This is a genomic window from Micromonospora sp. U56 (assembly GCF_018070095.1).
Taxonomy (GTDB): Bacteria; Actinomycetota; Actinomycetes; order Mycobacteriales; family Micromonosporaceae; genus Micromonospora; species Micromonospora purpureochromogenes.
Genome location: NZ_JAGPYL010000019.1, coordinates 19,408 through 45,542 on the forward strand (window position 1 = coordinate 19,408; position 26,135 = coordinate 45,542).

The following is a 26,135-nucleotide window of genomic DNA, read 5'->3' on the forward strand; positions in this document are numbered from 1 at the left end:
TGCATCAACCGGCCGCGACATCAGATGGTCAACGGGATGCATCCGGAACGAACCAGGCTCCAGGCCGGTCGGTCGTCCCGGGGTGTGGGGAGAAGATGGTGGCGGCTAACGCCCGTCGCCGTCGGCCGGATTGAGGGAGAAGAAGTCCTCCTCCTGCTGTGCCAGATGCAGCCGGAGTACGGCGTCCAGCCCGTACAGCGCGGCCAGCAGGTCGGGCACCTCGTCGCGACGCAGCCGACCGTCCCGGTCCTGGGCCAGGTGACCTTCGATCCGGTCCACCAGCCGGCTGATCTCCACGTGCGTCCGGCTCATCGCCGAGGTCGCCTCTTCGCTGCCGAGCGGGCCGGCCAGTGCCGGGTAGAGCTGCCGTTCCTCGGCCGCCTCGTGCGGCAGCACCTCGTCGACCAGCCGGCGGTGCACCCCGCGCAGCGCCGGTAGACACTCCGGCGCATCCGGGCGGGTCGCCACCAGGTCGGCGGTGTCCCGCAGCCGGTCCAGCACGTCCCGTACCCCGGCGTGTTCGCCGGCGTACCGGTCGAGCAGTTCCCGAGTCTCCGCCGGGACGTCCCGGCGGCGCAGGCCGCCCCCGAGGGCGCGCAGCGCGTTGAGAATCACCAGCACGTCGATGCCCTCCTGGAGGAACGCGCCGGCGACCGGGGGCAGCCCGCGCCAGCGGCGGCGACCACCATCGCGACGACGGCCAGGCCCATGCCGACGGTGGCGCTCTGCACCGCTATGCGGCGGGCGTACCGGGCGATCTCGACGGCGTCGGCGAGCCGGTCCAGCCGGTCCACGGTGAGCACCGCGTCGGCCACGTCGGCGGAGGCGGTCGCCCCGGTGGCGCCCATCGCCACGCCGACGTGCGCCTCGGCCAGGGCCGGCGCGTCGTTGACGCCGTCGCCGACCATCACGGTGACCGCCCGGCCGGACTCCTCCCGGACCCGGGCCACCTTCTCCTGCGGCGAGCACTGGGCGATCACGTCGTCCACGCCCACGATCTGCGCCACCTGCCGGGCGGTACGCGGTCGGTCGCCGGTGACCATGACCAGCCGGCGCAGCCCGGCCTCCCGCAGGCGCCGCACGGTGCGCCGGGCGTCGGGGCGTACCGGGTCCTCCAGCAGGATCGCCCCGAGCGGGCCGCGGTCGTCGCTGACCCAGACGGTGGAGCGGCCGGCCAGTTCGGCGCGCTCGCGTACCCGGTGCGCCCACTCCGGCGGCTCACCGGCGAGCTGGCCGACCCGGACCAGGCGGCCGTCCACCCGGCCGGTCACCCCGCGTCCCGGCTCCTCGGTGACGTCGCTCGGCTCAGCCAGCGGCAGCCCTCGCTCACGGGCCTGCCGGACCAGGGCGGCGGCCAGCACGTGCGGAGAGAGCTGCTCGACAGAGGCGGCCAGCCGCAGCACCTCATCCCGGTCGCCGCCGGGCGCGACCACCGTCTCGGCGGCCCGGGGACGGCCGGCGGTGAGCGTGCCGGTCTTGTCCATCAGCAGGGTCCGGGCCCGGCCCAGCAGCTCCAGCGACCCGCCGTCGCGGACCAGCACACCGCGCCGGGCCACCCGGGACAGCCCGGAGACGATCGCGATCGGGGTGGCCAGCAGCAGCGGGCAGGGGGTGGCCACCACCAGCACCGCCACCGCCCGGAGAAACTGGCCGGTGAGCAGCCAGGCGAGCCCGGCCAGCAGCAGGGTGAACGGCACGAACGCGGCGGCGTACCGGTCGGCCAGCCGGACCATCGGGGCCTTGCGCGCGGTGGCCTCCTCGGCCAGCCGGACGATCCCGGCGTACGTGCTCTCCGCCGCGCTCCTGCCGGCCCGCAGCCCGAACCCGGCGCCGGCGTTGACCACCCCGCTGACCACCTGCTCGCTGGCGCCGCGGGTGACCAGCTGCGACTCGCCGGTGACCACCGACTCGTCCAGCGTGGCGGCCTCCTCGACGGTCCCGTCCACCGGCACCACGTCGCCGGGGCCGACCACCAGCCGGTCCCCCACCACCACCCGGTCCAGCGGCACCACCTCGATCCCGCCGTCCGGGGTACGCCGCCGGGCCTGCCGGGGCGCGCGTTCCAGCAGCGCACGCAGGTCACGGCTGGCCCGGCGCTGGGCGTAGTCCTCCAGCGCCTGCCCGGTGGCGACCATCACCGCGATCACCGCACCGGCCAGGTACTCGCGGACCAGCAGCGTGCCGACCAGCGCCAGCACGGCGACCACGTCGACCCCGAACTGCCGGCGCCACAGCTGCCGCAGCGTCGACCAGACGGCCGGCACCAGCGCCACCAGGGTCACCGCCGCCCAGACCAGCTGCGCCGCGCCCGGCAGCCCGGCGAACCACAACCCGCCGCCGACCAGCACTGCCAGGGTCAGCAGGGTCAACGGGGCCCACTGCCGCCAGTCCACCCGGCGCCGCGGCACCGGCCGCTCCGGCAGGCACTCGCGGGGCTCGGCTCTCACCTGCGGATCGTCTCAACGAGCGGACCGCCGGACCGGGCAACCGGCGTAATCCGGGACGGTTCCCGCGGCCCCGCGTGACCTGCGGTCGGTGCGAGGCGTCCCACGATCGCCGAGGATGGAACGGCAAGCCCACTCGGCCACCGCCACTGTGGGGCAGGATGGGGAGACACGGAAAGGTCGTGACGATGAGCCACGAGACGCCGGCCGGGGACCGCCCCCTGACCACCGCCCTCGCGGAGGCCGCCGGGATCGCCGGCCATGCTCCCTCGGTGCACAACAGCCAGCCGTGGCGCTGGACGGTCCTGCCCGACAGCCTCGAGCTGCGCATGGTGCGGGACCGCCAGCTCGCTGCCATGGACCCGGAGGGCCGGCTGCTGACCATCAGCTGCGGCGCCGCGCTGCACCACGCCCGGATGGCGCTGGCCGCGGAAGGTTGGCCGCCGGTGGTGGAGCGGCTGCCCGATCCCGCCCAGCCCGACCTGCTCGCCCGGCTCACCGGCTTCCACCACGGCGGGGTCGATCCGGACGCGGTGCACCTCGTGCAGTGCATGCGGGTCCGGCACAGCGACCGGCGGCCGGTCAGCGACGAGCCGGTGTCGGTCGAGGCACTGCGCGAGATCGCCGACGCGGCGACCCGGGAGGGCGTGAACCTCCAGGTGCTCGACGACGATCAGAAGCTCCAGCTGGCCAGCGCCGCCCAGCACGCCGCGACGGTCGAGGCGGAGGACCCGCAGCTGCGCGAGGAGCTGGCCTACTGGACCAGCCGGTCCGGCACCGGCACCGGGCTGCCGCCGGAGGTGCTGCCCGAGGAGGCGCCGCGGACCACCGTCCCGGCCCGGGACTTCGGTCGTGCGGGCACCCTGCCGATCGGCCCGGGACACGACCGCGCCGCCGTCTACGGTGTGCTCTGGGGCAGCGAGGACGAGCCTGACAGCTGGCTGCGGGCCGGCGAAGGCTTGTCGGCGGTCTGGCTGACCGCCACCCGGCTCGGGGTGTCCCTGGTCCCGCTCAGCGGGGTGGTGGAGGTGGGCGGCACCCGGCAGGCGCTGCGCCAGCTGCTGTCCGGGCTCGGCTTCCCGTACCTCACGATGCGGCTCGGTATCGCCGACCCGGCACACGCCGAGCCGCCGCACACTCCCCGGCTCGACACCCCGCAGACCGTCGACACCTCCGCCGTGGCCGGTCCGGGCGCCTGATGACGTGGCGTGCGGCACCGGCCGGGTCGGTGATCACGGCACGATGACGGCCCGGCCCTCCAGCGTGCCGTCGCGCATCTTGTGATACGCGGTGAGCGCGTCGTCGAGCGAATACGTGCTGGCCTTCGGCCTCACGAGACCCCTTGCGCCGAGATCGAGCACCTCTTCCAGCTCCGGCCGGCTGCCCCAGTAGGTGGTCTGAATACTCAGCTCGTACGGCACGGCGAAGAAGCCGACCGGCAGGGTTCCCCCGCCCATGCCGACGATGGTGAGATCCCCGACGGTGCGCGCGGCAGCCGCGCCGAGCGCCAGGGTGGGGTCGGCGCCGACGAAGTCCAGGATGACGTCGGCGCCCCGGCCGCCGGTGGCCCGGCGGATCTCCTCAGCGCTGTCCGGCCCGGAGGGCAGGGTGAGGTCGGCGCCGCACTCCTCGGCCAGCCGTAGCGCCGCCTCCCGGGTGTCGACGGCGATGACCCGCGCAGCCGTGGTCGCCTTGAGGATCTGAATGCCGACATGGCCGAGCCCGCCGACGCCGATCACGACGGCGGTGCTGCCGGGCGGCAGTTTGCCCCAGGACCGCCGGACGGCGTGATACGGGGTCAGGCCTGCGTCGGTCAGCGGCGCCGCCAGCACCGGGTCCAAACCTTCCGGCAGCGCGACGACGTGCCGGGCGTCGGGCACCAGCATGTACTCGGCCATCCCGCCGTCCAAGCCGAGACCGCCGCCCCCGCCGGGCACCGGCGCCGCGGCGACGTTCTCGCAGTACGGGTCGATCCCCAACTGGCATCGGGCGCAGGTGCCGCAGCCCCACGGGCCGTAGACAGCGACCGGCTGACCGATGTCCAGCCCGGTGACCCCTTGGCCGAGAGCGTGGACCCAGCCGGCGTTCTCGTGCCCGAGCGTGAACGGCGGGTTCCAGGGCACGGCGCCGGCCTCGAAGTCGTGCATCAGGTGCAGATCGGAGTGACAGGCGCCGGCGCCCCCGATGCGCACCACCACCTGCCCCGGGCCGGGGATCGGCTCATCGACCTCCACCAGCACCGGCTCCGTCTTCCAGTCGAGCAACCGCAGGGCCCGCATCGGCGTCTCCTCACAGGTCTCCTGAGGGACCAAACCTATCGGGACATCGACTGGTCTGCCCGCGAACCGGGTCCACTCGCCCGGGACGTCCGGCAGATCCGCCTGCAGCGGGTCCCGGTCCGCGCCTGACCCACCGCCTCGCCGCGTGGGCGGACGCCGAGAACCCGCCCGGAAGGAACGGACGAGACACCGGCGCGGCCGGCACCGAACGACAGAGGCTCCTGTCATGGGGTCACCGGCCGCGCTGGGTCGAGTGGAGGTGTCAGCCCTGCGCCGCCCAGTCACCGAGCGACCAGTCCCGCACCTCGGGCATGTCCTCGAGTGCTCCACCACGTACGCCTCATGCCGCTCGAGCTGGCTCTGGCACCAGGCCCTCAGGTTGGCGGCGTCGCGCGGCAGGCGTCTGCTGTTGTTGATCGCGTCCATCACGAGGTGGTACCGCGACGCCCGGTTGCGCACCGTCGTGTCGAACGGCCCAACGGGCCAGAGGCCTGTGCCCTGCCGCCGAAGCGCCCTGGCTCACCCTGGGCCGAATAGTCCGAAAATAGCCGGATGGAGCTGCCCTGCCTGGTCTTCACGTCGGTCAGGCGGAGAGCGGTTCACGCACCGCGACGCAGGACTCGGCCCGGTCCCGGATTTCGACCAGCATCTTGCGTTCCATCACGAGTCTGCCCGGCTCCATCACGGCACGGTAAGTCACCCGGCGCGCGAGTGAAGTTCCCGGCACTTTGATCCGGTTGCGGCTGTACCAGCCACGGCCAAACCCCGGCCGGCGGCGCATCGATCGTGATCGACCGCGTCGACACCAGGACCGCCTCGGCCAGCAGTTCGTCTCCCGGCATCGTCCGGGAACCTTCCTCCGATGTCGCGCCATGGCGGAGGTACCACCGGCGGGCAGGTGGGCTGTAGGCGAGCGCTGCCAGCAGCGCGGCGCCGCCGGCCAGGCCCTTCACGAGTTTTCGCATGACTCCTCCTCGGACGAGTTCATGGTCCAGCTCCGACGATGCCCGCCGGTAGGGCCGCACGGCCTTCATCGGCCCACACGGGGCCCTGCGGCCCTGATGAACGTCGCCACCACAGTGACATCACCGAAGCCCCTGCCGCGCGCGACGCCGCGGCGGCCTCCTCGCCGCCTGCAAGTGCACCGCGTCATGATTGCGGGCATCGCGCTGTGGGAAGCCGGGATCGGTCGCTGGTGAAGTTGTCGATCGTGGGGCAGCGGTATCGGGCGGTTTTGGCGTCGTCTCCTCGTCAGAGAGGCCAGTGATGGTCGCACAGTCCCAACTACCAACAGTCCGTGCGACCACGAGGCTGGCCATGGTGCCTTCCTCGCGGCACCGGTTGATCGCGGCCCTGGCGTTTATGGCGATCGGGCTGAACCTCGGCGGATGCCAGAAGGCCATCAGCGTGGGCGCGGCCAACCGCTGCGGTGCCGACGTCGAGATCCAAGCGGACAGCGTGCGTGAGAGCACGACCCGGTGGGTCACGTTGCGCGCCGGTGATCAGGACGGCGTGGTCCAGGTAGGGGAGAACACCGAGACGCTCTACGTCAACGTGCGGGCACCCGGCACCGGGGAGGCTCGAGGCTTCGATGTGCCGATCAGGTCGCTCGGAAAGCCGTCCGCAGACGCGGACTACGAGGCACAGCTCGTGCTGGAGGGCGACCGCTGTCCATGACGCCGCGGCCTACGGTGTCCACCGGCTAGACACGCCCCGCATCGTGGCCGACCCCGACGCCTTCTCGGAGCCAAGGTCAACCGTCAAGCATGTCCTGGGACGGATTCTTCAAGCATTGGTGGGAATAGACAATCACAGGAAGCGCTCCGAGTCGACCGAGCCGGAACGACACAACACCACCCGCGGGCCGGCCGACACCGCCTGCTGGGTTGCGACCGGCGGTGCTGCGCAACGTGCCGCCTCCGACCCGGCTGCCAAGTCAGACGGGACGCAGCGATACGGCCGTCACCTTGTATTCGGGGCATCCCGTGACCGTTTCCGCGACGTCGGACGTGAGGTCGTTCGTGGGCGTGTCGGGAAAGTTGAAGGCGGTGAACAGCTGACCGGGGGCGACCGTGTCGGTCAGGTGGACGGAGAAGGTCACGGCTGCGCGGCGACTGGTCACCTCGACGAGGTTTCCGTCGGCGATCCGCAGCCGGGCACCGTCGTCCGGGTGGAGGTCGAGCACCTCCCGCGCGCAAAGCTCGATGTTGGGGGTGCGGCGGCTCATCGAGCCGCTGTTGTAGTGCACCAGCCGGCGACCCGTGATCAGAACGTACGGGAAAGCGGCATCGGGCTGTTCGCCCGGCGGCAGGTACGGTCGCGCGGCCAGGGCGGCCCGCCCGTCGTGGGTGGCGAAGGAGTCCAGGTAGAGACGGCCTTCACCGGGCTGGTTCTCCGCGCGGCACGGCCAGTGCAGCGGCCCGTCCCGGTCAAGCCGGGCATGGGAGATGCCGGCGAACGTCGGAGTCAGCGTGGCGCACTCGGCCAGGGCGTCGGCCGGGGTGGGGCAACCGAGCTCGGCGCCCATCGTCCGGGCAAGTAGTTGCAGGATGTCGAAGTCGGGCTTGGCCTGGCCGGGTGGCGTCAGTGCCGGGCGGACCCGCTGGACCCGCCGATCGAAGTTGACGAACGTTCCGTCCTTCTCGAGGAAGGACACCGCCGGGAACACCACGTCGGCGAGCTGGGCCGTGCGGGAGAGAAACAGATCGTGGCTGACGACCAGGTCGCAGGCAGCGAGGGCCTTGCGCACGTTTCCGCTGTCGGGGTCGGTCTGCGCGATGTCCTCCCCGATGACGTACATGGCTCGCACCCGGCCGGCAATGGCCGCCTCGAACATCTCCAGGATGCGCAGCCCTGGCCGGTCGCGCACGGCCACGCCCCAGGACTCGCCGAACCGGGCACGTACGTCGGCGTCGGCGACGCGCTGGTAGCCGGGCAGCATGTCCGGCAGGGCGCCCATGTCCGACGCGCCTTGGACGTTGTTCTGCCCGCGCATCGACAGCACGCCGCAGCAGCCTGGTGTGCCGACCGCACCTTTCAGGATGGCCAGGTTTGCCAGCGTGCGTACCCCGTCGGTGCCGTGGGCGTGCTCGGTGATGCCGAGCCCGTAGACGATCGCCGGGCGTCGCGCGGTCCCGTACAGGCGGGCTGCCATGGAGAGTGTTTCGGGCTGGACCCCGGCAACCCGGGCCGCGTGGTCCACCGGGTAGTCGCGCAGCAGGTCGGTCAGTTCCGCCAGCCCGCTGGCCCGCGTGCGGAGGAACTCCTGGTCCGCATAGCCCTCGTCGAGCAGGATCCGGGCGAGGCCGTTGAAGACGGCGACGTTCGACCCGGGTTTGGCCTGCACGTGTACGTCGGCCATCTCGGCGAGGTCGATCCGGCGCGGGTCGATGACGACGAGCCGGGCGCCGCGCAGCACCAGTTGCTTGATCCGAGCCCCGATGACCGGATGGGCCTCGGTCGGGTTCGCCCCCGCGATCAGGATGCAGTCGGTGCTGTCGAGGTCGTCCACCGAGTTGGTGCCACCGGCGTAACCGAACGAGGCGGTCAGCCCGACCGCCGACGGGGCGTGACAGAGCCGGGAGCAGTTGTCGACGTTGTTGGTACCGAGGACGACGCGGGCGAACTTCTGGGCGAGATAGTTCTCCTCGTTGGTGGCCCGGGCCGACGAGATCATCCCGATCGCTTCCGGCCCGTGCCGGTCTCGGGTCGCAGCGAGCCGGGTCGCCACGACGGTGAGCGCCTCCTCCCAGGACGCGGGCTCCAGTGGCGAGTTCCGGCCGGCACGACGCATCAGGGGCGTGGTCAGCCGGTCCCGGGACCGGGTGAAGGCATGCGCGAAGCGACCCTTGATACAGGCGTGCCCACGGTTCACGGGAGCGCCGTGCATGGGGGTGATGGCGGCGACCTCGTTGTCGCGTACGTGCACCTGCAGGGTGCATCCCACCCCGCAGTATCCGCAGGTGGTGGTAGTCGTCCGGCTGATCGGGCGAGGTTCGAGCAGCCCTGGTTCGGACAGGGCGCCGCTCGGGCAGGTGTCGACGCAGCCGCCGCAGGCCACGCACGGTGAGGACACCCAGTCGCCGCCGGTGCCGGCCGCGACCACAGTGTCGAACCCGCGCCCGGTCAGGGAGAGTGCGAAGGTGCCCTGGACCTCCGCGCACATCCGCACGCAGCGGTTGCAGGCGATGCACAGGTCCCGATCGAGTTTCACATACGGGTGGGAGTGGTCGACGCCGCGCGTTCGGGTGGCCCCGTCGAACCGGCTCCCGGTCACGCCGAAGTACTCGCAGGTACGGACCAGTTCGCTGCGGTCGGCGGGAACGTCGAGAGCCCTGGCGGGCAGCTGGGAGATGAGCAGTTCGAGCGCGAGCTGAGCGGAGCTTCGAGCAGCCGGGTCGTCGGTGTGGACCACCATGCCCTCGCTGGCGGGTGTCGTGCAGGCCGGCACAGCCCGTCCTGTCACGCCGACCAGGCAGACCCGGCAGGACCCCTGTGGGGTGAGCCGCTCGTCGTAGCAGAGGGTCGGCACCAACACCCCGGCCGCCTTGACGGCGTCCAGCACGCTGGCCCCGTCGGCTACCTCGGCACTGACGTCGTTGACGGACAGCTGCATCTACTCGCCCGTCCGGCGCAGCTCGTCGGAGTAGACGCGCAGCAGGCTGCGGACCGCGCAGGACACCCCGCGCCCGAAGGCGCACAGGCTCGCCACGGTCAGCACCTCAAGCAGCGGTTCGTGGGCGGCCAGTGCCGCCTCGGCCTGACCGGGTTCCCCGACGCGCTCGGCGAGTTCGACCCCGCGGCGGGCGCCCACCCGGCAGGGCGTACAGGCCCCGCAGCTCTCCGCGGCCCCGAACGCCCACGCGTGCCGCAGGATCGCGGCGGCAGGCATCGCCGAGTCGACCGCGACCAGACTGCCGTGTCCCAACGCGACACCAGCCTGGGCGAGCGGCCGGGACAGCAGCGGAAGATCCAGCTGATCCGGGGTGAGGAACCCGCCGAGCGGGCCGCCGACCTGCACCGCCCGCAGCGTGTGCGGCTCGCGCAGCCCGCCGCCGAGATTCTCGACCAGGTGGCGCAGTGGCACGCCGTACTCGACCTCGTAAACGCCTGGGCGGCGGAAGAGCTGGCTGAGGCAGACCAGCTTGGTGCCGGGCTCGTCCGGGTGCCCGAGGCGGGCGTAGGCCGCCCCGCCGTGCCGGACGATCCACGGTACGGCCGTCAGGGTCTCCACGTTGTTGACGGCAGTCGGCTGCCCGAGGTAGCCGTGGCTGGTGGGGTAAGGGGGGCGAGCCCGCACGGCGGCCCGCAATCCGGCGACGGCGTGCAGCAATGCCGTCTCTTCCCCGGCGACATACGAGCCGGCACCCCGCACAATCTCCACGTCGAAGTCGACGTCTGAGCCGTGTATCCCCTTGCCCAGGTGACCGTTCTCCCGCGCCACCACCACCGCGGCGCGCAACCTCTCGGCTGCCGCCGGGTACTCCGACCGGACGAGGATCAGACCGTGCCGCGCCCCCACCGCGAGGCCCGCCAGCGCCAAGCCCTCCAGGATCCGGTGCGGATCGCTCTCCATGAGCAGTCGATCACAGAACGAGCCAGGATCGCCCTCGTCGCCGTTGGCCACCACATACCGCGGTGCGGGCTCCCTCGCGGTCGCGGACCACTTCTTCGCCACCGGGAACCCGGCACCACCCCGCCCCCGCAGACCCGACGCGGAGACCTCAGCCAGCACCTGATCGGGTGACCCGGAAGCGACGACCCCCGGCCACACCTCCCACGGGCCCTCATCGCCGACCAATCCGGCCAGCACCACCGGACGATCCACCGCGCTCTCGTACGGTATCCGGGCAGCCCGCATCTTCAACGGCTCGGCCCAGCCAGGCCTCGTCCGCCGCTCGGCAGCGCGCGGGTCGCCGAACAACCCACCGAGCAGCTCACCACTACCCGGTTGCTCCCCGTCGAGAACCGCCGGCGAGTCGTAGCAATGCCCGAGACACCGCACGCCCTGCAGCGACACCGACCCGTCCGGGGTGCACTCACCCAGACGAACGCCGAGCATCCGCTCGAGATGTCCGACATGCTGGCCCTGCGTGCTCACGAAGCACGAGGTTCCCTCGCAAACGCGGACATGACGCCGACCGCGGCGCCCCTCGGCGAAGTCGGCGTAGTACGAGGCCGCCCCCGTCACGGCCGCCACCGGCCAGCCGAACTCGCCAGCGGCCCGCTCCAGGTCCTCCGCGTCGACCCGGCCATCCTCGTCCTGCGCCTGCCGAAGCCGGTCCAGCATTCGTGTTCCCGGCCTACCGAGGCGCTCCTGCAACTCGACGAACGCGTCCCGCACCTCGGCCACGCCACCTACCCCCGTGTAACACCGCCCCTTCCAAAAGGTACGTATGCATCGGTCCGCCTTGCGGCCGAACGTTCAACTTGCAGGCGGGACAGGTGCACAGCGACTCGGGCGGATCGCTCGGGTCCGGGCCGGTTTGCCTGGTCGTGGGCGCTTCAGGTGTCGAGCCCGCGACCCCTCGCTGCCGACAGCCAGGAGGTACGTGGGCTCGCACTTGAGCTGCTGGCTCGCTACTGCGGACGTACCGGTTCGCGTAGTTTCCCGACGAAGCAGGGCCACTCAACGGGCACGCCCCGGGCCGTCAGGTATCACAAAGGCAAGTGTTCGCTCAGCTTGCGTCGGCCGCCAACCCCGCCTGCTGATTCGCCTCTGCCTTTGGCGTTCCGGAGGCTTGAAGCACTTCGCTGATGGCAAGGCGCAGTCGCGAAACGAGGACCTTCCCGCAGAACTCGACATCGTCGGCGCAGCCTTCGTTGACTTCGTCGATGGCCTGTTGCGCCCGCGCCCGTGAAGCGTCGGGCTCTCGGCCGGCGAGGAAATCGCGATGCAGCAGCCTCACCGCCTGGCCCAAGTGCTCGATCGACGCGGGAAGGCTGGCCGGTATCGGCTCTCGCAGCCGTACCGTCGATACGACCCAGTGCGCCACCTCCCGGCTGTTCGAATAGGCGAATTGGAGGTGCTCGGAGGCATGCTGGTACCGGCGCAGGACCTTCAATCGTCGCCACCGCCAGGGTGAGAGGACCGCGATCTCCCCCGCCGCAGCGACCATCTCGATCGTCTTGTTTCTTTCCTTCTCTGCCGCGACCAAGTCCTGCAAGGCGCCCTCGGCCCGCTGAAGGTCACGCTGCTTCAACGCCTGAGCGACAGCCGTGAGATCACGGGCGAAGATATCCAGCGTCGGACCGGCAGCGCGATGTACGACGCGCACGGGGTTGGCCGGCAAGATCAGCAGCGCCACGGCGATGGCCGTCACCCCTCCAATCAACCCGTTGACGGTCCGCGCCACGGCCAGGTGTGATTGTTCCGCAGCCAGCGTTCCCAGCAGCAGGGCGGTACTTCCGGCGTGCACCATGACGGCGCCACCCCCACGAATCACGGCTACCGACGAGATCGCGAATGCCACGATCAGGGCGGTTTGTATAGGTCCCGTCCCGATGACTTCGATGATCAACTGTCCGGCCAACACCCCCACGATCACCCCGGCGATGAGTTCCGCCGCTCGCCTGATCCGATTGCCAAGGGCTGCCGCGATCGTGCCGATCGCGGCGGCGGGTGCGAACAACGCCTGCGAGTTGTGCAGCACGTCGTCCGCAATGAACCAGGACAGACCGGCCGCCGCACCTGCCTGGACCGCAATGATGAAATAGGTGCGAAGCCGCTCGTACGCCTCCCGGCTTTCTCGCCGCACCATCTCCGGCCGCCCACCCGGATCCCGGCTACGCACGTCTCACCTCCGACGAGCAATGGAGGCGTGGATCACGTCTGCGAACACCGCTCGGGGTGGTAGTGGTCCTGCAAGACGTGGCCGGGCACGCTGATGCAGCGCTGGCCCGGCTGGGACTCGCATACGGGGCAGGCGCGGAATTCCGGCCCCTCGGGGCACGGATGTCCCAGCTCACAGACTGCCTGGCTAATGTCGTGGGCCGCTATGTGGAGGCCGTCATCGTCGTGCACTACGGCACGCTCATGAACTCGCACGAGCGCCTCCCGCAGGCGCTGGAGTGCTCCCTGGTCCGAGGCCACGGCTCCATTCTCCTGGATCCCGGCCCTCTGGTCCCGGCATAAACGGAATGGATCTGGTACCGGAGCCCATGCAGTCAACCGGGCCTTCCGGGTTGAATTTATCGTCGGCCATCTCTACGGGGTGGATGAGCGCAGAGCCATGGCTGAGCGGTCCAGCAGGCGCTCGATCCGCAGGTAATGGTCCAGCTGAGCGAGGCACCTGAGCTGCGCTCGGTCGCGGACGAGGCGACCCGGCGGCTGTGTGCGGCAATGGACGCGCTCTCCGGCTGAGACACGGCAGGGGGTGCGGGAAATCCGCGCACGCCCTGCGCCGTCGCTCATCGGTCAGCGGCTGGCGGCCTACGGAGCAGGACCGGGCCCCGGACGGGGCCTCCGGGGATCTTCGCCCACACCTCGTCCATGTCGAGGTCACGGACGGCCTGGATCATGCTCAAGTGCCCATGCCGACGGCGCGCCCGGCTGAGAGAAGACCAGAAACCGTCCTGCGAAGGCCATCAGCGTCGGGATGGACAGGATCTGAGCCTCGGCGGTCAGCTCCGCCTCGGCCTCGGTGTCCACCTGGCCGAAGACGACGTCCGGGTGCTTCTCGCTGGCCCGTGAGCCTGGCCTTCGCGGTTATCTGCCTCCGGATACTCCACAGCTCAACATGAACGCGCCTTTGCGCCGGTCCTCGCTCCGCAGACGGCCGGCTGGTGGCCGGCCACACCACGGTCATCGGCCGGGCCGCCGGCATGCGGCACCGGGGCTGCTAGGACCAGGAATGATTTGTCGCAGGCCGGGTAGCCGTCGCCCGCCATTGGTGGGCGACGGCCGGTCGGCCGGGTGCACCGCCGGGACCACCTCGGAGGGCGCGATGTCGGAGGCACCGGTGCCCTCATCTGCGGCGGCGGCACCCGACGTCGTGGAGTTGCGGGTGCACGGCGTGTCCGGCGCAGGCGCTGCCCAAGTGCTGAAACGACCGCACGTCCAGCAAGTGGCTGGTGACCGCCGTGCGGGTTTTTACCGGCCGCGACCTGGCTACCCCGATAGCACCGAGGCGGGCGGGGCGAGCCTGGAGGCGTACCGCTGGAGCGACCTGCCATCCGGCACGGCGGTGCGGACCTTGTCCCTGGTGTTCCTGTTGCCGTTCATGCTCTGCAACGTGGCGATCTGGATGCGTCCGGCCAGCTTCGGCTCGGGTGCAGGGATAAGGGCGCTGTGCCGGGTGCTGGCGCTCACCCTGACCGTGCTCTACGTGCTCACCCTCGTCGGGGTGGCGGTGGACCTGGTTGCCTGGAAGTGCTTGGCGTCGCCGCACTGCCTGGCCGGGCGGGCCTGGCTGTCTTGGCTCGGCGGCCGGCCGCCCGGGCTGCGGCTGGCGGTGTCCGCGCTCGTCCCGATCGCCGCCATCGGCCTTGTCTGGTGGCTCGCCACCCGTCCGGGCTTTTCGTTCGAGGCGTTCCACAACCCGGTCGGCGCAACCTCCACCCTCAGGCTCGCCGTGGTCGAACAGCGGGACGACGCCCCAGTGGTAGGCCGACTGCGCTCGATCCATGTGGCCGCTTCCTTCGCGACCCTGGACGGCGTCCTCCTCATCGCGCGGGCCGCCCCACGCGCCTCGCTAGTCACCGTCGCTCTGGGGCTGGCCACCGCCGGGGTGCTGCTCGCCGGCCTGGCCCTGCTTTGCGCGCACCCGCTGATCGACCGGCCGGCACCCGACAGGCGGATCGACGGCACAACGTGGGCGCTGCGGGCGTTCGCCTGCGGGCTGACCGTCGTCGTGCTCGTCCACGTGCTCACCAGCCAGCACCCTTGGCCGACCACCGTGGGCCTCCCCGGGTACGGGGCGACGGTGGCTTGGCTACTCGCCGGCCTGACGGCGTTGCTGCTTGCGCTCGGTACCGCCACCGTACTCCGCCGACGCGGCGGCAAGCGCATTGATGGGCCGGTGCGCGGGCTGGGCGCACCGGTGATCGCCACCGTCGCGACCGTGACGGCGGTCGCCTTCTCCGCGGAACTGCTCTACCGGGTGTCCGACCTGTTGAACCGCAACGCGCCCGCGGAGGAGCGGCAGGCCACCAGCCCGCCGCTGACGTACGAGTGGGCGACCTTCGGCTTCTTCCTAGCGGTGGTCGCTGCACTCGCCGTCGCTGCACTGGTGGCACTGATCTCCCGCCGGAGTCGGTTCCGGGCGGCCGCGGCGATCGTGGCGCGCGACTTTCCGCAGGCACCGCCCGAGGCCGTATCCCGGCTACGGCAGGCGCAGAAGGCAATCGCCCGCGCCCGGTTCACCGAGCAGCTAGAGCCGCTCATCGTGGTGTACGCCCCGTTTGCCGCGCTCGGCCTGGCCGCCAGTACCTCCGGCCTGCTCGGGCTCGATCCCGGCGACGTGGTGGAGCGCTTCACGGGAATCCCGCTCGACTTGGTGAACTCCTATATCGCCATAGGCAGCTACTTCATCGGGGCAATCGTCCTCGGCCTGGTGATCGCAGGCATCTTCGCTTACCGCACCGCCGGGTTCCGCCGCTACATCGGCGTCGTGTGGGACCTCGGCACCTTCTGGCCGCGGTCGGCCCACCCTTTCGCCCCACCGTGCTACGGGGACCGGGCAGTGACCGACCTGGCCCGGCGGATCACCTACCTCGTCGATAGCGGCCACCCCGTGCTACTCGCCGGGCACAGCCACGGCTCGGTGCTGCTCGCCGCGACCGTGCTCCAACTCCCGCCGCACGTCAGCCGACGGGTCGCCCTGCTCACCTACGCCTCGCCACTGCGTCGTCTCTACGCCCGCCTCTTTCCCGCTTACGTAAACCAGGAGGCGCTGCACGAGGTGGGTGAGCGGCTGGGCTGGCGGTGGGTGAACCTGTGGCGCGACACCGACCCGATCGGCAGCTGGATCTTTTCCGCGCACTGTCTTGGGGAGCGGCCGGCCGTGCCCGGCCCGGCCGGGAAGGTGGACCGGCGGCTGCGCGATCCCTGGGACGTGGTTATCCCGGCCGGCGACAGCGTCCCGCCGCCGATAGTTGGGCACTGGCCTGGCGAGTCGGATGAGCGCTTCGCCGCAGCGGTGCGGGAGCTGGCCGACCGGCTCCGCGGGCGGGAGGCCAGTGAGCGCGGCGACCGTCGCAGCGGGTGGCGCGATGGTTCCGGCCCGGTGGATGCCGGACCAACGTGACCGGGGTGATCCGGACCCCATCGCGGCCGGGCACGTCCCCGCTAGCCTGCGGGCCTGGGCGTCGTCGAGGTACTCGTCGATGTCCCGGCGCGGGTCGACCAGCACCGCCCGCTTCGTGGTGTCGCCGGCGATCAGGTACGACGCCTGGGACAGGCAGTCCAGGTAGTACTGGGTGAACAGCATATGCTGACTCGTTCTACAGCGATGGTGGCCAATGGAAATGACTCCTCGCTTTTACCCCCGCCGGTATCTGTCCTGCCACCGTAACCAACGTCTCCCCCGGTAAGGCCTCTCGGCCCTATGCGACGCGGGGCACACCGTCATCGGCAGTCCCTGCCTCTGTCCCGGCAGGAGTCGTGACGGGGGACAAGTGCGGACCAGTGGGAGCAGGAGAAGCGCAGGGGGCTGCCCGCGGGCTCGCCTGAACCGTCCGCCGGGCTGGCATCCGACGCCCGGACGCTCCGCTGGCGATGTGCGGCTGATCGGCCGGCAACGCTCGGGGGCGCGTCGGTTCACCGCGTCAGGCGTCGACCGGACGGGGTGCGGCGGCGGGACGCCAGGCCGCCGCTTCGATCCACGGTGTCACCACCACCGGCAGGGCCGAGGCCAGACTCCACGGTCCGCGGCTGAGGCGGGTTATCCGTGGTCGGCCTCGGCTCTGCCGGTCGGTGCCGCCGTCATTTCCTGATCGCCGGACGGGCACGGCCGCCTGGCGGGAGGGCTTCCGGCCCCGCAGCGGCCAGGCCATGGCCACGTGTCCACCAGGCGGCGGCGTTGCATCTCGCGGCCTGGGTGTTCCGCTCCGGTGACGCCGGTCGTGGCGCCGCGGGCCGTACCGCTTGGACTCGGGCAGCTCCGTGTAGGTGACGGACCCGCCCTACGCCGCTGCCCGCGCGTCGGTGGACGGTGGAGACACCTCGGCGACGATTTCGGGGTCCCAGCATTGCTCGCCGCAACGATCGGCGTGGACGGCGATGATCCTGGTGTTGGGTAGCCGTCCAGCGAGTCGGGCCAGGCTCTGACGTAGCTGGTTGCGGTGCTCGTCGGCGGACACGGGGTTGCCGGCGCAGTCGGCGTGGCCGGCGATGACCAGCGTGGCGCTGCCGTGGGCGCGCTGGGAGATCTGTACCTTCTCCAGGAGAACGTCCAGGCATCGCTCGCCGGTCGTGGCCAGCACAGCCTCTGGTCCGGGCTCGGTGATCGTGTCGAGGTATTCGACATCGAGGTGGTTTCGCGCCCACTCATCCAGGGGTCGCTGGATCCGCCCGTCGATGCAGGTGAACATGGTGGCGAATCGGTCAGGCACGGTTACAGCACCTCCTGGGAAACGGTCGGTCGGTCGGGCCCGGACATCGTCTGACGCGGGATGGACGCCTTGTGTCCGGTCTCGGCAAGGGCGTCGGTGATGTCACGGTGCACGTGACCCGCATCGCGGATGGGTCGCCACACGCCGGCCCGGTCGAGCAGGTCGCGCACCGGCCCCCGAACGGTCGCCAGATGGAGGACCACGCCGCGCGCGGCGACGCGTTCGCGCAGTTCGGCCAGGGCGTGGGCACCGTCCGCGTCGGTGTCGCTGATCGCGCTGGCGTCGAGCACGATGGCCTCCAGGCCCTCTCGCTGTTCGGCCAGTGTGAGCAGCCGGTCCTCGAGAAGTTGGGCGTTGGCGAAGTAGAGCGGACCGTCCACTCGGATGACCGCGACCCGGGGATCGGTGCTCAGGCCGGTGTACCGGGCGACATTGCGGTACGTGTCGGTGCCCGGCACCCGGCCGAGTTCGGCGGTGTGCGGCCGGGCGGAACGCCACAGGAAGACCCCGAGGCTGAATGCCACGCCGGCGGCGAGACCGGGCTCGACCCCGAACACCAGGGTGACCAAAAACGTCAGGGCCAGAGTCACGCCGTCGGACCGGCGGGCCCGCCACGCGGTGACCGCCCCCTTGCGGTCGACCAGGCCGAGTACGGCTACCACGACGATCGCCGCGAGTACGGCCTTGGGCAGGTGGTAGAAGGCGGGCGTCAGCACGAGCGCGGTGAGCGCCACCATCACCGCGGTCAACACGGTGGCCACCGGGGTGCGAGCCCCGGCGGAGAAGTTGACCGCGCTGCGGGAGAAGCCGCCGGCCACCGGGAACGCCTGGAACAGCCCGGCCGAGACGTTGGCCGCTCCGACCGCCACCAGTTCCTGGTTGGGGCTGACCTGCTGGCGGGACTTGGCGGCGAGGGCCTTGGCCACGGCGATGCCCTCCATGTAGGCCACCAGTGCGATGGCCACGGCCGCCGGCAGCAGCGCCTGGATGTCCTGTGCGGACAGCGCGGGCAGCGCGGGTGCCGGGATCCCGCCGGGGACGTCGGTGAGGATCTTCACGCCGCGCTCGCCGAAGGACAGCGCGGCGCTGACCGCGGTGACCCCGGCGACGATGAGCAGCGCGCCGGGCAGTTTCGGCACGTACCGGCGCAGCAGCACGAGTCCGGCGACGCTGGCCAGCGAGACAAGGATCGTCAGCCCGTGCGCGGTGGTCGCCGAGTGCCAGACCGATTCGACGATCTCGGGGAAGGTCTCCGCCCGGCCGGCCTTGAGTCCGAACAGGTCCTTGATCTGGCTGGCGGCGATGACGATCGCGGCGGCGGAGGTGAACCCGGATAGCACCGAGTGGGACATGAAGTTGACCAGCACACCGAGGCGCAGCACGCCCATCAGCGCCTGGATCGCACCGACCAACAGGGCGAGCAGGCCGGCCAGCGCCGCGTACCGGGCCGGGTTGCCGTCGGCGAGGGGGGCCAGTGCCGCGCTGGTCATCAGCGCGGTGATGGCCACCGGCCCGACGGCAAGGGACCCGGAGGTGCCCAGCAGTGCGTAGACCAGCAGCGGCACGATCGAGGCGTACAGGCCGGTGACCGGCGGCATGCCGGCCAGCGCGGCGTAGGCCATGCTCTGCGGTACCAGCATGACCGCCACGGTCAGGCCGGCGATCAGGTCGTAACGCAGGGTGACCCGGTCATAGCGGCGCAGCCAACCGAAGAGTGGCAGCACCCGGGCCAGGCCGGAGCGGTCCTGCTGGATGTACGTGGTCGCGCTCATGCGCGCCTCCCTTCATTACGCAGCCGGGCGAGGGAGGCGTTGACGTCGCAGCCTGCCCCGCGGTTGTAGGGCAGTCGGGACAGCATCGCGCCCATCGCGCAGGTGTTGGTCAGCGCCGCGAAGGTCAGACCGGCCCCGATGAAGCCGGCCACGAACCGCGCTGGTGGCAGCCAGATGCTGGCCACGACCGACAGCAGGACGATGCCGCCCGCGATCAGGCGGACCTGGCGCTCCAGGCTCCACCGTTCACGGCCGCGCTCGACCGGACCGCCCGCGGTGATCCAGGCGTTCATGCCGCCGGTGATCACGGTGGCTCCGGACAGCCCGGCGTTGACCAGCTTGGTGCAGGCCTGAGTCGCGCGGTTGCCGGACTGGCACATCAGCAGCAGCCGGCCGCCGGCGTCGTTGACGATCCGCCCCAGGTGCGCGTCGACCTGGTCCAGCGGCAGGTTGATCGAGCCGGCGACGTGGGCAGTCTCGAACTCCCCGGGGGTGCGGACGTCGACGATCAACGTGTCGGGGTTGTTGGCCAGCAGCGCGCGGGCGGTGGCGACGTCGATGGCGGACGATGTGTTCTTGGCGTTCATGTAGCACTCCATGATCAGTTGTTGGCTGATGGCCCGGCGGGCGGAGGGATCCACCCCGCCGGGGACTAGCGGAGACGGTCAGTGGGCGCGGGCGGCGACCACGTCGGCGACACCGGCGCCGGTCAGCACGACGGGCTGGTAGCCGTCGCGGGCCAGCAGCGTGGCGGCGATGGCGGCGCGTCGACCGCTGCCGCAGGCGACGAGCACCGGGCGGTCGGGGTCGATCTCGGCGGGCACGCCCTCGGTGATCAGGTCGGGCAGGAAGCGCTCCACCGCTCCGTCCAGCCGCAGGGCCGCACGTTCGTTGGGCATCCGCACGTCGAGCACCTGGGCGGCCGGGTCAGCGAGCCGATCGACAAACGTGGGCACGTCGACCAGTTCAAATTGGTCGGTTGCGGCCTCGCCGAGGTCGCGAACCACTCCCCTCACGGTGTCGATGCCGATCTGCGCCAGCTGGGTGACCGGCTCGGTGATGTCCTGGCCGGGCTCGGCCACGAGGACGATCGGTGCCTGGTACGGCAGGAGCCAGCCGGCCCAGCTGCCGAAGTCGTTGGCGAACTCGATCCCGACCGAGCCGGGCAGGAAGCCGGCGGCCTGTGCCGTGCGGGGACGGAAGTCGAGCACCTGCGTCCCGTCCGGCTGTTCGGCCAGGTCCGTCAGGTCGAGCTCGGGCACGGCCAGTGCCGGCATCGGCGGTACGCCCAGCGTGTTCGCCGGCCCCATGTACTGGTAGAACGCCGGGATCGGCATCGGCGCGGCGAGCAGATGGTCGGCGAACTGCTCCACGTTGCTGACCGCCAGCAGTGGGTTGCCATCCAGCTCCTCGCCAATGGTGGAGGTGTAGCGACCGGCCCCGGTGGCGGTGCAGAAGGAGCCTTCACCGTGCGTCGGAAGCAGGGCGATGTCGCGGGGCAGGCCGGCGAGGCGGTGCAACGAGCCGTGCTGCAGCTTCGCCAAGGTCCGGGCGCGGGCCGGGCCCAGCAGGTCCGGCCGGCCGGCCGAGGCGACCAGCAAACTGCCGCCGGAGAACACGGCAACCGGCTCCCCGTCGATGAGCACCAGGTAGCTGGTGTGCTCGGGGGTGTGGCCCGGGGTGTGGATCGGACGGATCGTCAGGCCCTCGGCCTTGATGTCCTCCAGATGGAACGCCGCGGTATGTGGGTAGGCGGCAGCTGCCGCGGCGGGCAGCACCAGTTCAGCGCCGGTACGCAGCGCCGCCTGCTCACCTCCGGAGACGTAGTCGTTGTGCAGGTGAGTTTCCAGCACGAACCGCAACTCGACGTCCCGATCGGCAGCTGCGTACAGGAACCGGTCGATATCGCGCTGCGGGTCGACCAGGATGCCTTGCCCCTCGTGGGTCAGCAGGTACGTCTGGTCGCCAAGGCCCGGGGTGCGGAATGACACGAGATCCATAGTTTGGTCCCCCCTCTCAGCCCCCGGTGCATACCCCCGGGGGTAATCGATTTCGAGTATGTACGAATGAACGGACAACTGCAACCCGGGGCGTCGGCGACCGCGAGTGGCACCCCCAGGACTGGTAGGCTTGTCCGGTCAACCGAACAACTCACGCGGAATGACTGGATCCTGTGGCAGACCCGAAGTCGGCGCGTCCCCTCGACCGCAGCAGCCCTCTCCCCCTCTGGGCACAGCTGCACGAAGACCTCGTGCGGCGGCTGGAGGCCAGCGCCTTCAGTGGCGCCTTCCCCGGCGAGCACGAGCTGGCCGACGAATACGACGTGAGCCGGCACACCGTCCGTGAGGCGCTGCGCCAGCTACGCCAGGTTGGGATTCTGGACTCCGGACGCGGGCGCCGCACCGCCGTGCAGACAGCCCGCATCGAGCAGCCGCTCGGTGCGCTGTACTCACTGTTCAGCGAGGTGCAGGCGCGCGGCATGCGCCAGCGCAGCGAGGTCCTCACGCGGGAGTCGCGCCGGGATTCGACGGTCGCGGCTCGGCTGGGGATCGACGCTGACACTGAGTTCGTGTACCTCGAGCGGCTGCGGTATGCCGACGAGCAGCCACTCGCCCTGGACCGCACCTGGCTGCTGGCCTCGCTCGCCCGGCCCCTACTGGAGGCGAACCTGACTGCGACCGGCGTCTACGCCGAACTCGCCAGCCTCGGCGGCGTACGGATCACCGAGGGCCAGGAGCGCATCCATGCCGTCACGCCCACCGCAGATCAACGCCGCCTGCTCGGCCTGGGCCGAGGCGTGGCGCTGCTAGCCATCGAACGGATCGGTCGCGTAACCGGTAACCCGGCCGAGTGGCGCGAGACTCTCGTGCGCGGTGACCGCTTCAGCGTCGTCGCGAAATGGACACCCCACACCGCGTATCAGATGGCGGTCGCCGACGGCTCCCCGCTGGGATCTTCCCGCCGGAGATCTGCCGGCGACTGAGGTCACGCCGTTGCGAGCAGAGCGCCGAGGCAAGCCACGGCCAGCAGTGTCGCCGCCGTCGCGACTCCGGCCACCATCGAGCGGTCCAGCGCAATGCGCCCCGAACGCGCCAACTCCACCGTCATGCGGTAACGCCGTTGCCCCCGGGTGAACAGGAAAGTCCCGACGAGCAGTCCGAGCCCGCCGGGGATGGCGAGGGCCGGCCCATGGGACACAGCGCTGTAGAAAAGCAACGCGCCGACTCCCGCAAAGGCCAGGGCCGTGCGCTGCCAGGCGAGATACGTGCGTTCGCTCTGCAGGCCCGCGTCGACGACCTCCCGTGGATGTGCGGGCTGGCGGCGCCTCATCCTTGTCCCCGCACCACTTCCAATAGCAGGAAGCCCAGCGCCAACACCATCACCACGGCCAGCCCAACACCGACCACCCGCGGAAGCACCGACGGCGGCAGCGACTCGCCGAGCCGGATCGCCCGCTCGCGGCGTTCCCACCGGGCGTAGCTCGTGGCGGCTATGACGATCGCCAGCAGAATGAGGATGATCCCGAGCAGGTGCCGGGCACCCGCGAACGCGAAATCCGGCACGATCTGAACGACGGCCACACCACCTGCCAGCAGCGCTAGCGACGTACGGACCCAAGCGAGGAACGTACGCTCGTTGGCCAAGCTGAAGCGGTAGTCCGGCGTCTTCCCCACCTCGTGCAGCGCGGGACGGTCCGGTCGCGGACGAAACAGCGCCATGGGCTCAACCCAACCCGCGCCAGCACGCGCTCGCGGCAGCCATGTTTGCTCCTCGATGTTGATGTTGGCCGCTCCGCAGCGGCTATCCGACCTGGGCCAGGCTGCGGGGGCTGTGAACAGGTTGAAGACGGCGGGTCGAAGCGCAAGCACCGCAGATACTGGCTCAACCTTCCGTGCCTTGGGCCTGCTGCCTGGTTAGGCGGCTCTCGGGCGTGGGCCGGTCACCAGCAGGCGGCCTGCCTGCTGCCAGGCAGTGGTACCGCCTGCGACGGCATAGGCCCTCACGCCAAGGCGATCCAGGTAGTCACTCGCAATGCCACTGCGGTTCCCGTTGGAGCAGATCACAAACACCGGCTCACCGCGGGGAATCTCAGCGGCGTATGCCGGCAAGTGCCCCAGCGGAACCAGGCGTGCGTCGGCCACGTGCCCGGCCATGTACTCGTGCGGCTCTCGGACGTCGATCACCACCGCGCCTTCGGAATGCGCGGCGGCAAAGGTCACGAGATCAACTTCGACCATGATAGATGACCTCCCCAATTACCCCCCCGGGTATATGTCGTGGCGATCTTAACATGCGACGACGCATACCCGGCGGGGTGTATGGTTGACGTCGCGCGTAGAGAGGGGCTGCAGGTGCAGGTCGACGAAAATGCGGTCGGTGACGTGATCAAGCGGCTTCGCCGTGCCGAAGGCCAGATCCGCGGCGTCATCGGCATGCTTGAAGACGGTCGAGACTGCGCCGAGGTGGTGACGCAGCTGGCAGCGGTGTCGCGAGCACTGGACCGAGCCGGTTTCAAGATCATCGCCAGCGGGCTGCAGCAGTGCGTCAGCGGCGCCCCGGGCGAGGACCAGAAGGCCAATCTCGACCAGATGGAGAAGCTGTTCCTGTCGCTCGCGTAACCACGATCTGCTTCGGCGGCACACCGTGGGGAAGTCCCCACGCAGCTCCCCCGAGTATCGCTCACACGCCGACATGGTTGCCTCGGCCCGAATGAGCTCGACCGATTCTCGGACGATGCGGCCCGGCGGCCACGCCTGATTCCGCCTGCTGGCCCAAGCGCCACGCCCACAAATCGCGTGATTCGACACGGCAAGCGGGTAACAACCGAGGCGACGAGCCGGTAATACCTGTCGTCGCGTGGAGGCGGGCCGTGACCAGGACAAACCGCAGGGCCACCCCAGGCGATCGGACTTCCGGCCTCACGCCGGAGGATCAAGTGCCGAGGAGCGCGACAGTCCGGGACCTACCTCGAGAGCTTGGCCCGGATGCGGTGGCCGCGCTGGCAGGGAGTTCTTTCATGTTGTCAGACGCGGCGGGCGACCGGTCCGGGTGCCGCGATCGGTGGGGTGGTCCACGCTGACACCAGGTTCATCAATCGGTGGGAACTCACGGTCAACGGCGCGGACCTGCTTGTCCTAACCTCGGGAACAGTCGATTCCTACTCCGCCGCTTTCCTCGTTCATCACACGTTTGGGGGCCGGCCGGCGCCCGCTGGCACCGGCCGGTGGAACGCTGATCGGTCAGGTGCTGCTGGCCATCTCCAGACCGGCATCACCGGCCTGGTCGAACTTGTCGTCGATGACGACGACCTCGCGGCCGGCGTTGGCCAGCAGCGACGCTGCGGCGGTAGCCCGGTAGCCGGAGCCGCAGTGCACCCAGACAGCGCCGGCGGGTACGTCAGCGAGTCGCTTGGGCAGGTCGGGCAGCGGAATATGCAGGGCGCCGACGATGTGGCTGGTGCGCCACTCGTTGGTCATCCGCACGTCGAGGACCACATCCGGGGCGGGCAGCCCGGCGGGCGTGTTGCCCACGCGCGCCGCGGCCAGCGCCGGGAAGTCCGAGAGCCGCACCTCCCGAAGCTCCTCTGGCTTGGTCACCCACTTCTCCGGATGGCCGGTGGCCTGCGCGGCAGGTCGGTCAATGCCGATGCGGACCAGCTCGCGCTGGGCGTCGGCGACCTGCTCCGGCGTCTCGGCCAGCAGGGTGATTGGCACACCCCAGTCGATCATCCAACCCAGCCAGGTCGACATCGGCCCGTCCAGGCCCAGGCTGACCGTGCCGGCCACGTGCGATGAGGCGTACGCCTTGCGATGCCGCAGGTCGACGACCCACTGCCCGTCGGCGATCCGCTCGCGCAGTTCGGCGGCGTCGGCCCGGGTGACCGGCGTCAGGTCGACCGGCGCCGGGCCAGCGAAGTTGGCCACTCCCATGTGGGCGTAGTACGCCGGGTATGCGTCGAGGCCGGCGAGGGTCTCGCTCACGAACTCGTCCGCGGCCAGCCTGAGGGCAGGGTTGGCCGCCTTCTCACGGCCGATCGTCGACTCGGGCGCGTCCGACTGGCTGGCCGAACAGAAGCTGCCGAATCCGTGGGTCGGCCACACCTCGGCCCCGTCGGGCAGCAGGTCGGCCAGCCGCTTCGCGGAGGCGTGCTGGTGGTGGGCGAGTTCGTGCGCGTGCTCCTTGCCGAGCAGGTCGGTACGCCCCGTCGTGCCGAAGAGCAGCGAGCCGCCGGTGAAGACACCGGCGGGCCACCAACCGCCCTCGGTCGACTCGTCGAGGACGTACGACAGGTGGTGGAAGGTGTGACCCGGCGTCGCGATCACCCGCAGCCGCAGTGAGTCCGAGACCGGAACCTGGTCACCGTCGGAAACCGGCATCCGGTCGAACCCGACCTCGTCGGCCGCGGCCACCAGGTAGTGAGCACCGGTCACACGGGCAAGCTCGAGCCCGCCGGAGACGTAGTCGTTGTGGATGTGCGTCTCGACCACGTGCGTGATCCGTACGCCCTTCTCGCCGGCGAGGTACATGACCCTGTCGATGTCGCGCTGCGGGTCGACCACGATCGCCACCGTGCCGTCCGAAGCCAGGTAGCTCCGGTCGCCGAGGGACGACGTCGCGATAACGGACACCTCAAGCGTCACTGTCGTACTCCCTTCAAAGACTATATACCCGGCGGGGTATATGGGAGGCAGAATGCTGCCCCGCTAATTTGGAACGGTTACCCGCCCGCCCCGCCGATGGGCGGCACGGGCGGGTCGCCCGATCAGGCGAGGGCCAGGAAAAGCTTCTCCAGCTCCTCCTCGGACATCTCCGGCACCTCGCCGCGCTCGCGCACGGCCTCGCAGTACCGCATGCCCGAGGCTATGATCTTGTACCCGGCCCGGTCGATCGCCTTGGACGCCGCCGCGAGCTGGGTCAGCGCCTCGCGGCAGTCCTGACCACTTTCCATCATCTCGATGACCGCGTTCAGCTGTCCCCGCGCCCGCTTGAGCCGGGTCAAGGCCTCACTGGTCATTTCAGGTCGAAGATTCATCGCGCCACCTCTCGCACTCCATCATACCCCCGGGGGTAATTATTGCCAGGTGGGA

General features: G+C 70.6%; 20 protein-coding genes and 4 pseudogenes. 6 read left to right on the top strand and 18 right to left on the bottom strand.

Going from position 1 to position 26,135, the window contains the following annotated elements; translation table 11 throughout:
• Positions 1-105: 105 nt before the first annotated feature.
• The gene (locus KBX37_RS34345) at positions 106-501 is read right to left on the bottom strand and encodes a hemerythrin domain-containing protein (RefSeq protein ID WP_374103714.1); all 396 of its coding nucleotides are present in this window, start codon (positions 499-501) and stop codon (positions 106-108) included.
• 45 nt (positions 502-546) lie between these two features.
• Positions 547-2,447: pseudogene (locus KBX37_RS09775) on the bottom strand (heavy metal translocating P-type ATPase); the annotation flags it as partial.
• Positions 2,448-2,605: 158 nt separating this feature from the next.
• On the opposite strand from KBX37_RS09775, the gene KBX37_RS09780 reads away from it, so the two are divergent.
• On the top strand, positions 2,606-3,643 hold the full coding sequence (locus tag KBX37_RS09780; RefSeq protein WP_374103713.1) for a nitroreductase family protein: 1,038 nt from the start codon (positions 2,606-2,608) through the stop codon (positions 3,641-3,643).
• Positions 3,644-3,676: 33 nt separating this feature from the next.
• On the opposite strand, the gene KBX37_RS09785 is transcribed toward KBX37_RS09780, so the two are convergent.
• Both KBX37_RS09785 and KBX37_RS34350 read right to left on the bottom strand, forming a co-directional pair.
• Entirely contained in the window at positions 3,677-4,723 is a 1,047-nt protein-coding gene (locus KBX37_RS09785; protein ID WP_210775578.1) for an NAD(P)-dependent alcohol dehydrogenase, read from the bottom strand.
• Between the two features lie 372 nt (positions 4,724-5,095).
• Positions 5,096-5,149: pseudogene (locus KBX37_RS34350) on the bottom strand (hypothetical protein); the annotation flags it as partial.
• An 891-nt stretch (positions 5,150-6,040) separates the two neighbouring features.
• On the opposite strand from KBX37_RS34350, the gene KBX37_RS09795 reads away from it, so the two are divergent.
• Entirely contained in the window at positions 6,041-6,400 is a 360-nt protein-coding gene (locus tag KBX37_RS09795) for a hypothetical protein (RefSeq protein ID WP_210775579.1), read from the top strand.
• 259 nt (positions 6,401-6,659) lie between these two features.
• Here KBX37_RS09795 and fdhF read toward each other — a convergent pair whose 3' ends face one another.
• The 4 genes from fdhF to KBX37_RS09815 all read right to left on the bottom strand — a co-directional run bounded on the left by fdhF (position 6,660) and on the right by KBX37_RS09815 (position 13,373).
• The gene (fdhF, locus tag KBX37_RS09800) at positions 6,660-9,338 is read right to left on the bottom strand and encodes a formate dehydrogenase subunit alpha (protein WP_210775580.1); all 2,679 of its coding nucleotides are present in this window, start codon (positions 9,336-9,338) and stop codon (positions 6,660-6,662) included.
• Entirely contained in the window at positions 9,339-11,075 is a 1,737-nt protein-coding gene (locus KBX37_RS09805) for an NAD(P)H-dependent oxidoreductase subunit E (RefSeq protein ID WP_307849017.1), read from the bottom strand.
• Positions 11,076-11,400: 325 nt separating this feature from the next.
• Positions 11,401-12,516, bottom strand: a complete 1,116-nt coding sequence (locus KBX37_RS09810; RefSeq protein WP_307849018.1) for an FUSC family protein — start codon at positions 12,514-12,516, stop codon at positions 11,401-11,403.
• A 707-nt stretch (positions 12,517-13,223) separates the two neighbouring features.
• Positions 13,224-13,373, bottom strand: a complete 150-nt coding sequence (locus KBX37_RS09815) for a hypothetical protein (protein ID WP_210775581.1) — start codon at positions 13,371-13,373, stop codon at positions 13,224-13,226.
• 355 nt (positions 13,374-13,728) lie between these two features.
• On the opposite strand from KBX37_RS09815, the gene KBX37_RS09820 reads away from it, so the two are divergent.
• A complete protein-coding gene (locus KBX37_RS09820) occupies positions 13,729-15,969 on the top strand; it encodes a hypothetical protein (RefSeq protein WP_307849019.1) in 2,241 nt (746 codons plus the stop codon).
• 42 nt (positions 15,970-16,011) lie between these two features.
• On the opposite strand, the pseudogene KBX37_RS35925 reads toward KBX37_RS09820, so the two are convergent.
• The 5 genes and pseudogenes from KBX37_RS35925 to KBX37_RS09840 all read right to left on the bottom strand — a co-directional run.
• Positions 16,012-16,152: pseudogene (locus tag KBX37_RS35925) on the bottom strand (MBL fold metallo-hydrolase); the annotation flags it as partial.
• 694 nt (positions 16,153-16,846) lie between these two features.
• Positions 16,847-17,275: a carbonic anhydrase gene (locus KBX37_RS34355; RefSeq protein WP_307849020.1), complete on the bottom strand. Its 429-nt coding sequence runs from the start codon at positions 17,273-17,275 to the stop codon at positions 16,847-16,849.
• A gap of 2 nt (positions 17,276-17,277) precedes the next feature.
• Entirely contained in the window at positions 17,278-19,047 is a 1,770-nt protein-coding gene (locus KBX37_RS09830) for a SulP family inorganic anion transporter (protein WP_210775582.1), read from the bottom strand.
• Positions 19,044-19,634: a rhodanese-like domain-containing protein gene (locus tag KBX37_RS09835; RefSeq protein WP_210775583.1), complete on the bottom strand. Its 591-nt coding sequence runs from the start codon at positions 19,632-19,634 to the stop codon at positions 19,044-19,046. Before KBX37_RS09835 ends, KBX37_RS09830 begins: the two co-directional genes overlap by 4 nt.
• A 78-nt stretch (positions 19,635-19,712) precedes the next feature.
• On the bottom strand, positions 19,713-21,047 hold the full coding sequence (locus KBX37_RS09840) for an MBL fold metallo-hydrolase (protein WP_210775584.1): 1,335 nt from the start codon (positions 21,045-21,047) through the stop codon (positions 19,713-19,715).
• 251 nt (positions 21,048-21,298) lie between these two features.
• On the opposite strand from KBX37_RS09840, the gene KBX37_RS09845 reads away from it, so the two are divergent.
• Complete coding sequence (locus KBX37_RS09845; RefSeq protein WP_307849021.1) at positions 21,299-22,030, top strand: GntR family transcriptional regulator; 732 nt, start codon at positions 21,299-21,301, stop codon at positions 22,028-22,030.
• A gap of 2 nt (positions 22,031-22,032) precedes the next feature.
• Here KBX37_RS09845 and KBX37_RS09850 read toward each other — a convergent pair whose 3' ends face one another.
• The 3 genes from KBX37_RS09850 to KBX37_RS09860 form a co-directional block, all read right to left on the bottom strand.
• On the bottom strand, positions 22,033-22,377 hold the full coding sequence (locus KBX37_RS09850) for a DUF202 domain-containing protein (RefSeq protein WP_210775585.1): 345 nt from the start codon (positions 22,375-22,377) through the stop codon (positions 22,033-22,035).
• Positions 22,374-22,766: a YidH family protein gene (locus tag KBX37_RS09855; RefSeq protein ID WP_210775586.1), complete on the bottom strand. Its 393-nt coding sequence runs from the start codon at positions 22,764-22,766 to the stop codon at positions 22,374-22,376. The genes KBX37_RS09850 and KBX37_RS09855 overlap by 4 nt, the downstream gene beginning before the upstream one ends.
• A 195-nt stretch (positions 22,767-22,961) precedes the next feature.
• Positions 22,962-23,285 carry a rhodanese-like domain-containing protein gene (locus KBX37_RS09860; protein WP_210775587.1) on the bottom strand — a complete coding sequence of 108 codons (324 nt, stop codon included), beginning with the start codon at positions 23,283-23,285 and terminating at the stop codon, positions 22,962-22,964.
• An 81-nt stretch (positions 23,286-23,366) separates the two neighbouring features.
• Here KBX37_RS09860 and KBX37_RS09865 point away from each other — a divergent pair, with 81 nt between their 5' ends.
• Positions 23,367-23,666: a metal-sensitive transcriptional regulator gene (locus KBX37_RS09865; protein WP_247657511.1), complete on the top strand. Its 300-nt coding sequence runs from the start codon at positions 23,367-23,369 to the stop codon at positions 23,664-23,666.
• A gap of 366 nt (positions 23,667-24,032) precedes the next feature.
• Positions 24,033-24,212: pseudogene (locus KBX37_RS35930) on the top strand (glycogen debranching N-terminal domain-containing protein); the annotation flags it as partial.
• A 75-nt stretch (positions 24,213-24,287) separates the two neighbouring features.
• On the opposite strand, the gene KBX37_RS09875 reads toward KBX37_RS35930, so the two are convergent.
• Together KBX37_RS09875 and KBX37_RS09880 are read right to left on the bottom strand one after the other, a co-directional pair.
• Positions 24,288-25,688, bottom strand: a complete 1,401-nt coding sequence (locus tag KBX37_RS09875; RefSeq protein ID WP_210775589.1) for a rhodanese-like domain-containing protein — start codon at positions 25,686-25,688, stop codon at positions 24,288-24,290.
• A gap of 122 nt (positions 25,689-25,810) precedes the next feature.
• Positions 25,811-26,080 carry a metal-sensitive transcriptional regulator gene (locus KBX37_RS09880; protein WP_210775590.1) on the bottom strand — a complete coding sequence of 90 codons (270 nt, stop codon included), beginning with the start codon at positions 26,078-26,080 and terminating at the stop codon, positions 25,811-25,813.
• Positions 26,081-26,135: the final 55 nt, after the last annotated feature.

Bases quoted from the DNA above. Each gene is read 5' to 3' on its own strand.
- KBX37_RS09780 (WP_374103713.1), top strand. From the start codon at position 2,606: ATGGGGAGACACGGAAAGGTCGTGACGATGAGCCACGAGACGCCGGCC.
- KBX37_RS09785 (WP_210775578.1), bottom strand. From the start codon at position 4,723: ATGCGGGCCCTGCGGTTGCTCGACTGGAAGACGGAGCCGGTGCTGGTG.
- KBX37_RS09795 (WP_210775579.1), top strand. From the start codon at position 6,041: ATGGTGCCTTCCTCGCGGCACCGGTTGATCGCGGCCCTGGCGTTTATG.
- fdhF (WP_210775580.1), bottom strand. From the start codon at position 9,338: ATGCAGCTGTCCGTCAACGACGTCAGTGCCGAGGTAGCCGACGGGGCC.
- KBX37_RS09830 (WP_210775582.1), bottom strand. From the start codon at position 19,047: ATGAGCGCGACCACGTACATCCAGCAGGACCGCTCCGGCCTGGCCCGG.
- KBX37_RS09835 (WP_210775583.1), bottom strand. From the start codon at position 19,634: ATGAACGCCAAGAACACATCGTCCGCCATCGACGTCGCCACCGCCCGC.
- KBX37_RS09840 (WP_210775584.1), bottom strand. From the start codon at position 21,047: ATGGATCTCGTGTCATTCCGCACCCCGGGCCTTGGCGACCAGACGTAC.
- KBX37_RS09850 (WP_210775585.1), bottom strand. From the start codon at position 22,377: ATGAGGCGCCGCCAGCCCGCACATCCACGGGAGGTCGTCGACGCGGGC.
- KBX37_RS09855 (WP_210775586.1), bottom strand. From the start codon at position 22,766: ATGGCGCTGTTTCGTCCGCGACCGGACCGTCCCGCGCTGCACGAGGTG.
- KBX37_RS09860 (WP_210775587.1), bottom strand. From the start codon at position 23,285: ATGGTCGAAGTTGATCTCGTGACCTTTGCCGCCGCGCATTCCGAAGGC.
- KBX37_RS09865 (WP_247657511.1), top strand. From the start codon at position 23,367: ATGGTTGACGTCGCGCGTAGAGAGGGGCTGCAGGTGCAGGTCGACGAA.
- KBX37_RS09880 (WP_210775590.1), bottom strand. From the start codon at position 26,080: ATGAATCTTCGACCTGAAATGACCAGTGAGGCCTTGACCCGGCTCAAG.